Source organism: Nonomuraea sp. NPDC049421, from assembly GCF_040677005.1.
GTDB classification, from domain to species: domain Bacteria; phylum Actinomycetota; class Actinomycetes; order Streptosporangiales; family Streptosporangiaceae; genus Nonomuraea; species Nonomuraea salmonea.
The window spans coordinates 1-7,907 of the sequence record NZ_JBFAQA010000069.1; the positions used below are offsets into that span (position 1 = coordinate 1).

Annotated in this window: 11 protein-coding genes and 2 pseudogenes; 5 read left to right on the plus strand and 8 right to left on the minus strand. The window is 62.1% G+C overall.

The genetic code is table 11. The annotated features are described in order from the left end of the window. Positions 1 to 236: 236 nt before the first annotated feature. Entirely contained in the window at positions 237 to 608 is a 372-nt protein-coding gene (locus AB0K18_RS50125; protein WP_364930240.1) for a type II toxin-antitoxin system RelE/ParE family toxin, read from the plus strand. Further along, positions 605 to 940 (plus strand): helix-turn-helix transcriptional regulator, encoded by a 336-nt coding sequence (locus AB0K18_RS50130; protein WP_345398581.1) that lies wholly within the window; start codon positions 605 to 607, stop codon positions 938 to 940. Before AB0K18_RS50125 ends, AB0K18_RS50130 begins: the two co-directional genes overlap by 4 nt. A gap of 233 nt (positions 941 to 1,173) precedes the next feature. Here the strand turns inward: AB0K18_RS50130 and AB0K18_RS50135 are convergent, their stop codons facing one another. Beyond that, positions 1,174 to 2,298, minus strand: a complete 1,125-nt coding sequence (locus AB0K18_RS50135; RefSeq protein WP_364930260.1) for an IS701 family transposase — start codon at positions 2,296 to 2,298, stop codon at positions 1,174 to 1,176. A 163-nt stretch (positions 2,299 to 2,461) separates the two neighbouring features. On the opposite strand from AB0K18_RS50135, the gene AB0K18_RS50140 reads away from it, so the two are divergent. Together AB0K18_RS50140 and AB0K18_RS50145 are read left to right on the plus strand one after the other, a co-directional pair. After that, positions 2,462 to 2,689, plus strand: a complete 228-nt coding sequence (locus tag AB0K18_RS50140; RefSeq protein ID WP_364930261.1) for a winged helix-turn-helix domain-containing protein — start codon at positions 2,462 to 2,464, stop codon at positions 2,687 to 2,689. A gap of 19 nt (positions 2,690 to 2,708) precedes the next feature. Then, complete coding sequence (locus tag AB0K18_RS50145) at positions 2,709 to 3,224, plus strand: transposase (protein WP_364930244.1); 516 nt, start codon at positions 2,709 to 2,711, stop codon at positions 3,222 to 3,224. A 158-nt stretch (positions 3,225 to 3,382) separates the two neighbouring features. Here AB0K18_RS50145 and AB0K18_RS50150 read toward each other — a convergent pair whose 3' ends face one another. From AB0K18_RS50150 to AB0K18_RS50170, 5 genes are all read right to left on the minus strand, one after another. Further along, positions 3,383 to 3,619, minus strand: coding sequence for a suppressor of fused domain protein (locus AB0K18_RS50150; RefSeq protein ID WP_364930246.1), 237 nt, complete (start codon positions 3,617 to 3,619; stop codon positions 3,383 to 3,385). Continuing rightward, complete coding sequence (locus AB0K18_RS50155; RefSeq protein ID WP_364930248.1) at positions 3,574 to 3,966, minus strand: helix-turn-helix domain-containing protein; 393 nt, start codon at positions 3,964 to 3,966, stop codon at positions 3,574 to 3,576. Before AB0K18_RS50155 ends, AB0K18_RS50150 begins: the two co-directional genes overlap by 46 nt. Further along, the gene (locus AB0K18_RS50160) at positions 3,927 to 4,229 is read right to left on the minus strand and encodes a helix-turn-helix domain-containing protein (RefSeq protein WP_364930251.1); all 303 of its coding nucleotides are present in this window, start codon (positions 4,227 to 4,229) and stop codon (positions 3,927 to 3,929) included. The genes AB0K18_RS50155 and AB0K18_RS50160 overlap by 40 nt, the downstream gene beginning before the upstream one ends. 120 nt (positions 4,230 to 4,349) lie before the next feature. After that, positions 4,350 to 4,793: an SUKH-3 domain-containing protein gene (locus AB0K18_RS50165; RefSeq protein WP_364930253.1), complete on the minus strand. Its 444-nt coding sequence runs from the start codon at positions 4,791 to 4,793 to the stop codon at positions 4,350 to 4,352. Between the two features lie 719 nt (positions 4,794 to 5,512). Further along, on the minus strand, positions 5,513 to 5,941 hold the full coding sequence (locus tag AB0K18_RS50170) for a DUF4265 domain-containing protein (protein WP_364930256.1): 429 nt from the start codon (positions 5,939 to 5,941) through the stop codon (positions 5,513 to 5,515). Positions 5,942 to 6,366: 425 nt separating this feature from the next. Between AB0K18_RS50170 and AB0K18_RS50175 the strand changes: the two are divergent. Beyond that, positions 6,367 to 6,501: pseudogene (locus AB0K18_RS50175) on the plus strand (IS5/IS1182 family transposase); the annotation flags it as partial. Between the two features lie 41 nt (positions 6,502 to 6,542). Here AB0K18_RS50175 and AB0K18_RS50180 read toward each other — a convergent pair. Both AB0K18_RS50180 and AB0K18_RS50185 read right to left on the minus strand, forming a co-directional pair. Next, entirely contained in the window at positions 6,543 to 7,325 is a 783-nt protein-coding gene (locus AB0K18_RS50180) for a tetratricopeptide repeat protein (protein WP_364930258.1), read from the minus strand. A gap of 76 nt (positions 7,326 to 7,401) precedes the next feature. Beyond that, positions 7,402 to 7,907, minus strand: a pseudogene (locus tag AB0K18_RS50185) (hypothetical protein); the annotation flags it as partial.

Here is a 7,907-nt window from a genome sequence, read left to right on the forward strand (position 1 = left end):
TGGTAGCCCAGCCGCCGCTTGGTACCGTTGCTCGCGATGACCTCACCGAACGGGTTGTACGCGGTCGAGTCCACCAGCGCGTCGCCGGTGAAAGTAGCCACGACGTCGTCGTGCTGGTCGCTGAGCACGGTCGAAGGCTGTTGCCGTCAACGTAGCCCTCAGGACGTATGTGGTCGTCAGCGATTCAGCGTCGTGACACTGCTCCTCCAAGTAAAGGATTCGCTACACTTCTGGGTGTGGAGGAGTGGGACATCCGCGTCACCAACGAGATCCTGGCCTGGATCAACGCCCTGGACGAGCGATCCCGGGTGCAAGTCGTCGATGCCATCGACCGACTGGCCGAGGCCGGTCCGAGCCTGGGCCGCCCGCTGGTCGACAAGTTGGAAGGCTCTCAGGTCCACAACCTGAAGGAGCTGCGTCCCGGCTCGGCAGGTCGCTCGGAGATCCGGATCTTGTTTGTGTTCGATCCGTGGCGATCGGCCATTTTGCTGATCGGCGGGGATAAGTCCGGTGACTGGACGGGCTGGTATCGGCGGGCCATCCCCCGCGCCGAAGAGCTGTACGCGAAGTACCTGGCCGAACGCGAGGCGGAGGAGAAGGACCGATGACGAATTTTCCCAAGTGGAACGACGTCCGCGCCGACATCGTGGCCACCTCCGGTGGCGAGGAGGCCGTGGCCGAGGCCCGGCGGCGCAATCAGGCCTACATCGACGGCCATCGGCTGGCCGAACGGCGCAAGAGCCTGGGCCTGTCACAGACAGAGGTCGCTGACCTGATGGGAGTGACCAAGAGCCGGGTCTCCCAGATCGAACGCGGTGAGGTGTCCACCGTGGAGGCCATCGCCCGCTACGTACAGGCCCTCGGCGGGCAACTCCAGATCTCGGCCGTGTTCGGCGATGACCTGTACATCCTGCGCGGCACCGACACCCACGCCGCATAATTCGAACACCTCTGCACGGCCCGATCATGCAACTAGTACTCCAGCGCACTTAAGGATCGGTGAGCTGTCGTTGCCGTTGGTAGTGGCAGCGGCGGGCTCTGGCTTGGTGGCGTCGTCTCCAGCGTGGCCAGCTCATACAGTGCTCGAGGGGATGGTCGGGCTGATGAAGGCGGGCGTGGAGACGACGGATCTCGTTGACGGTGAGCGGGATCAACTCGTCAGGTTCGCCGAGATCATGGGAAGCCGTGGACAGAAACGACGTTTGTCCTGCTGTGGGCCCCCTGTGTGGCGGCATGGGCGGCGAGGAAAGCCAGGTGGGCATGCGCGATCATGGCAAGGGTGACGTGCCGGTACCAGGCGGTGTGACGGCGAACCTGATAGTGGTCGAGCCCGACCTCGTTCTTGGTGGCCTGAAAGCACTCCTCGATGCTCCACCGAGCGCCCGCGACCCGCACCAGCGTGGGCAAGGCGACCGGGCCGGTGGCCCAGCAGCGGTAGAACGCCAGCTCGGTCGGGTCACTGATGGAGCGACGCACCAGCAGCCAGTCATGAGGACCGTGCTCGCCCAGCGTGATCCAGGCCCAGTCGTAAAAGCGGTGGCCCTTGGCTCCGTCCCCGCACGAGTAGCGCTGCCAGGCCGCCCGGTCCAGGGCGGCAACCGCGACATCGGCGCGGGTCTTGGTTCCGGCCACGGTGATCGGGTGGTCGCACGAGACCGCGAACACGTGGTTCAGGCCCCGCTCGCGGCACCGCCGTCGCAAGACGGTGTTGTCGCCGTAGGCCTCATCGCCGCTCACCCAGCCGAAACTCAGCAGCACGTCATCGGCGGCGCGTTCGATCATCGTCCAGGCCAGCTCAGGCTTGGTCGCGAACACCACATGCTGCGGGACGCCGGCCGCCTCCAGCCGCTCGGGCTCGGCGAACCAGGACGCGGGCAGGTAGAGTTCCCGGTCAATCAGCACCCGGCTCCCACCAGGGGCGGCGTAGGCGGCGAACACCCCGATCTGACAGTTGGTGATCTTCCCCGCGGTGCCGGTGTATTGCCGCTGCACCCCCGCTGAGCAGTGACCCTTCTTCTCAAACCCGGTGTCATCGACCACCAGCACCCCCTCCAGGCAGCCGAGACGCTCGCCTACCTGGGCCCGTAACGCGTCCCGCAGCGCATCGGCATCCCACCGGGCGTGGTTGAGCAACCGCTGCATCCCATCCGGCGTCACATCCCCGGCGTATTCGGCCAGCGACCAGCCGTTCTTGCGTTCCAGACCGCTCAGCAGGCCCCCCACGAAGGCCCGCGCGCGTTGCCGCGGCTCGCTGCGGGCGAAGAAGGGGGCCAGCACCTGGGAGAACAACTCATCCAGCGCATCACCCCACTCAGCACCGACATCCTGAGCTACCGTGGACCGCACGGCCACCGCCCGATCATCTTGATTCTCACAATCCCATGATCATGGCGGTGGCCGTCTCACGTCCGGCCCTTCGCCCAGCCCGACCTCTCCAAGTGCGGCTGGAGTACTAGGCCGGATCAAGACGCTGATCGGCCGGCTGTTCCACATCGGCTGCACCATCGAGGGCGTCGGCAAGCTGCTACGACGGCACGGCTGGTCGGTACAGGTTCCCTCCCGGCGCGCGCTGGAACGCGACGAGCAGGCCATCGCCACCTGGGAGCAGAAGGTGTGGCCGGCCGTAAAGCCACCGCGGCGGACCTGGGCGCCTACATCTACTTCGAGGACGAAGCGGGTCAGGGGCTGAGGCCGCCGAAAGGACGCACGTGAGCACCCCGCGGCGCCCGCCCGGTGGTAACAGTGCGCGGCAAGGGCAGCGGCCGGGTCAACATCGCCAGCGTGGTCTGCTACCGGCCCGGACACCGCCCACATCTGATGTTCAAGCTGCTCATCTACCACGGGCGCAAGGACGAGCCCAAAAGCTTCACCTGCAGCAACTACCGCAACCTCATCATGGTTGTCCACCAGCAACTCGGCACGCCGCTCGTGTGGTGCTGGGACAACTTGAGCACCTGGTCGCCGAACTGGCCCGCTTCGCCGAAACCAACGCCGACCGGTTACGCATCTACCGGCTCCCGGCCTACGCCCCCGAGCTGAACCCGGCGGAAGGCATCTGGTCGCTGATGCGGCGTGCCATGGCCAACTTCGCGGTCACCGACCTGACCGCACTCGTCCGAATCGTCAAGCGCAACCTCAAGAAGATCCAGTACCGGCCCCATCTGATCGATGGGCGCCTGGCTCAGACCGGACTCATCATCGAGGAGACCACCGTGACCACATGACCGGCTCTACGAATTCAACCTGTGTAGCAGTCGAACGAGATTCGGCACCCCAACACGAGGCCATCGCGAAGGGTACCGAAAAGGCGCATCAATCACCCCTGTTCGGCAGCCAGAGGGCTTCACCTTTGACCATGAAACGTAGATTCCCGATTAATATGTCAAAAAGGGATTTCTTTGGCAGCCATAGCTTCTCGTAGATCTTCGACGCCATAGCGAGCAGCGAAGTCAAGCTCTCCACAGAATGCAGGTATTGCCATCAGGAACTCAACATGCCTGCCATCCAAAAGATTGACGGCTGACAGAAAACCTTCCAGAGGAGCAACCACGATGAACCCGCGAAGTTTACTATTCAGCAAAAAGTTGTAAGAGAGGCGCAAAATATGGCCAGCACCCAAATCTTCTCATCCACGCAGAGCACCACCGCGCGTTCCGGCGGGTCGTGATACAGCCCGACTACGTCGACGACCTTCTCCACGAACAGTGGATCGGTCGACAGCTTGAACGTCGTCGTGCGGTGCGGCTTGAGGTCGAAGGCCCGCCAGATCCGGCCGATGGTCGACTCCGACAGTCCGCTGCGCCGCGCCATCGAGGCGCGGGTCCACTGTGTGGCGCCGGCCCGCGTCTCCTCCAGCGCGGCCACCACCACCTGCTCGACGTGGTCCAGGCTGATCGACGGCGGGCGGCCTGGGCGCGCCTCATCGATTAGCCCGTCCAGCCGCAGGCGCAGGACCGATGACGCCATTTGGAGACGGTGTTCGGATGCACCCGCAGCTCAGTAGCGATCTGTTTGTTGTCCTTGTCGTCCGCGCATCCCAGCACGATCTTCGCGCGCATCGCTAGGACCTGCGCGGTGCTGATCCCCAGCCCTGCACACGCCAGCACGATCCTCGCCCGGACCGCCACCCTCGACGCCCCCGCTGACATGCCGATCAGCCGAGCCCGCTCACTCTCCGATAGGTGGATCTCCACTGCGGACGGTCCTGGATGCGCCACAGTCAACACCATACGGATTTAACTGGCGAATTTCAGGCGGATGACACTAGCTGCTCCTGCAGCGAGTACGCGAGGGATCCACCTTCTCGACGGCTCAGCGTGTCGCAGAGAAGGTGTGATCTTGAATCCTTATCAAGGGAGCGGCACCTCCTCCGCCTTCACTCCAGTGACCAGGTGCTCGAGCCCGCTAGAAACTCCTCCTAGGAGGTACGCCCACGAGCCGATAAGTATATATAGACGGCCTTCCTCATCGAGAGCCAGGAAGTACTCCCCACCCGTGCCGACATCTCCGATGGGGAAGAATCGCCGCCGAAACTTATCGGAAAGCTCCGCGAACCTACCTTCTTCACCCATCGCCAACTCGGGATCTATTTCGAATGGTTCTCGAGCAGTGCTGATCCCCGGACCACTCACTTCCACCTTGATTCCGCCGAATTCACGAAGGAAACTCTCGGCTTCATCATGCCATTCGAACGACACCAACGACGCTTTCCACGGCTCAATGTCCACTTGCCTGCCAGGAAACCATCCGGAGCTACGCAGTATCCGCTCCACTTTCGACGAGAACCGCAACATCTCACCTCGTCTTGAAGTCGAGATCGTAATGATCGACCAGAGCTTCGCAGCTACCGCAAGGGCCTATCGGCATCTTGAAATTCCGATTAGTCTTGCTGCGCCCCAAGACAGCAGCTGCAGTCGCTCCAGTGGGGTCGAGACCGGCGTCCAGTGCGTCCGTCAAACACTGTACCAAGCCACAACCGCCGTGGTTGTTCCCGCGCCTCGACGGGTGAACGGAGTCGAGGACCGACTGCACATCAGGATGCACGCGACGTCCTCGCCCGCCGTCGCTATGACCAACGAGTGGTCGGTGGCCCGGCACCTGTATCGCTTCGATGGTGTTGGGGCGCTGCGAGTTAGTCCACAATCTGCGACTCGCTCAGCTTCGTCGTTCACGGCACTGACGACGTCACATTGGGGATTGGTGTTATGGACGAGGACCGACGCAGTTCCTGCGAGGACGTGATAGGTGTGGAGGCCCTCGACGGTCAGGTTGTGGACGCGTTGGGTGGCGGTGCGGTGGGCGACTGCGGTGATCTGGACGTACGTGCCGGCCGAGGTTTGCAGCCACATGCCGGCTCTTCGAATTTAGGCGGGGTTGAGGTGTCCGCGGGCACGTCGGGTGGTGGCGCAGCGGGTGCGTACTGTACTGCACTACGCAGACACCCTGAGGGTGAAAAGAGGCCACTGATTTGGGCGACGAGGCTCATATGTGTTCGCGTGAAACGCACGCCTCTTCATGGTCCAGGATAGCTTTTTGCGGACTCACGGTCGATGAGACCATGAACAGCCCTGTAATCAATCTCCGGCGGCACATCGACAGCAAGCAGAGACTGGATTGGACCGGCCTCGGCCTCACAGCCAAGCTGCTCCAGTTCTCGCCTAGCTCGGACCTCGGCAGTTTCCCGGAAGAATATAAGTCGCAGAGTTAAACGACCCCTCGCAGACAGCAGTTCGGAGAACCGCCCCTCACCGGCAGATGCGCGATAGGAGACGAAATCCCCTTTGCTGATTCCAACCACAAAGAAAGGGACGCTGAGAACTTCTCCCACGCCGTCAGCGAGCGGCCTTACCCAGATTCCCTCTTCCGTATAGGGAGGGCAGCCGTCCGGGCCCTGTTCGAGCGGAAAAACCACACGAACAGAACTAACACTTGAAGCAGACATGCTACCCTCGCACTTCTATTGCCGCTCAGTAGAGACAGTAACGCTTCCCGTGAGCCTTAGCATCCGAAACTACAGCGGCTTCTTGGGGGGTGTTACTCCAGCGAGCGTTGCAGGGCACACATCACCCGACCATTCCAGGGAGATGCTGGACCGCCTAGCGACTCGGGCCAAATGTGATCGTTCGCGTTTCGCGAGGATCAGGAGAAACGCTTTTACGCGAAGACTGCGAAGGAATTGTCTCAACACTGCAGTCATCACAGACAGTTAACCCACCATTGTTATTCCGGGATTTCTCGACGACCTTACGCTTGCCGGCGGCCGTAAATGGCTTACCCGCACCGGGTCATTTCAGCATCCAGATCTGTGGTTACGCTCGCGAGTCTACTTCAAATCGACACGGACTGGTGTTGTGAACGAGGACGGCACTCGGCGGACCGGGAGAACGGGCCAAAGCACAGCTGAAGACCTGGCGTACCCCGCGCAAACTCCGCTGCTGCCCACTCCTCGCAGGTCAGCTCGTCAGAGCGATCCTCGTCCTTCAGCGCCGCGAGGCGGGATGAAAAGCACTCACAGGATCGTAAGATAACCGTCGCTGCTAGGGCTATTTCCTCGCCACGCGAATGAGTGCTTCCGCCTCGGCGCTTCTGTCTACAAGCTCGGCCGCCATCCTGATCTCCTGATCGGACATCGAGCGAGCCAGCGATATCGCCTCATGAACGCCGTCCCCATCGCCAAAGTCGAGCAATTTGAGGAACCAGCGCACGGCCTGCACCTTGTCCGCCGGCCCGCCCACTCCGTCTCGATACCACTCCGCCAGCGTGTAGATGACCCTTGAAACGCCACCTGACGCTGCCACGCCATAATGGACGCGGGCCCGCGCGAAGTCCTGCTGCGCCGCGAACTGGTCGCCCAGAACAGCGTTGGCGGCCGGCAGTCCTGCATCGGCGGCCCGGCGCAAAAATTCCAGCCCCTTGACTTCGTCCTGTTCGACGCCGGCTCCCTGTAGGTACATCATCGCCAGATTGAAGAGAGCGAACAGGTCGCCCGAGAGGGCCGCAGACTCGAACAGCTCGCGAGCCGCATCGAGATCCCGCTCTACACCTATACCATTGGCGAGCATCGAGCCCAGCCCACGTTGGCCAGCCGGGTGGCCAGCCTTGGCCGAGGCGACGAATAGCCGGTACGCCTTCTCCGGCTCCCTAAGGCGTTCCAGGTAGAGCCCGGCAACCAAAGCTTGGACATCCGCTCGCCCCTCGGAAGCAATCTCCTCAAGCTGCGGAAGCATGCGCATCAGTTGCTTGCCGGCTGCGGCATCCCCCCGCACGAGTGCCTCGTGCAGTTGCTCCGCCAACTCGAAGAGATCACTACCGGATCGATTCGCCATCGTGTCAAACCTCGCCTACCCTGGCCCACAAAGATCACCCATGGTACTGGAAACCGGGGTCGGCAACAACCGTAGTTTACGGTTTGAACTGATAACGTCCGCTGGGATCATTTACTGCTAAACATTGCCCGGTATGACGAGCCATATCCGTGAAGAAATCGAAGCAGTCATCACACATCGGCCTCGTTACCGTTACCTCCTCACCCGGCCTGAGGGTCGCTGCCTGCTTCTCTGCATGGGACAGGTAGTAAGCGCCTGCTCCTGCTTTATTGTCGCGAAAGTCGGGAACGCGGCCCTTACCAATCGAGTCCTGCACTTTAAGGACATCTTCTAGACTGGGGCGTTCAAATCCGTCCGGGACAGTGTCCGCATAACCGCTGAGAGTGAAGATACCGTCTACGTACGCTGCCGTCTTCTTCGGGTCGTAGTACGGCCACTTGATCCTATCGTTGTGAACGAGGATCGCTTGACTGCCGGCCACCACGTAGTAGGTGTGGAGGTCCTGGACGGTCAGGTTGTGGACGCGTTGGGTGGCGGTGCGGTGGGCGATTGCGGTGATCTGGACGTACGTGCCGGCTGAGG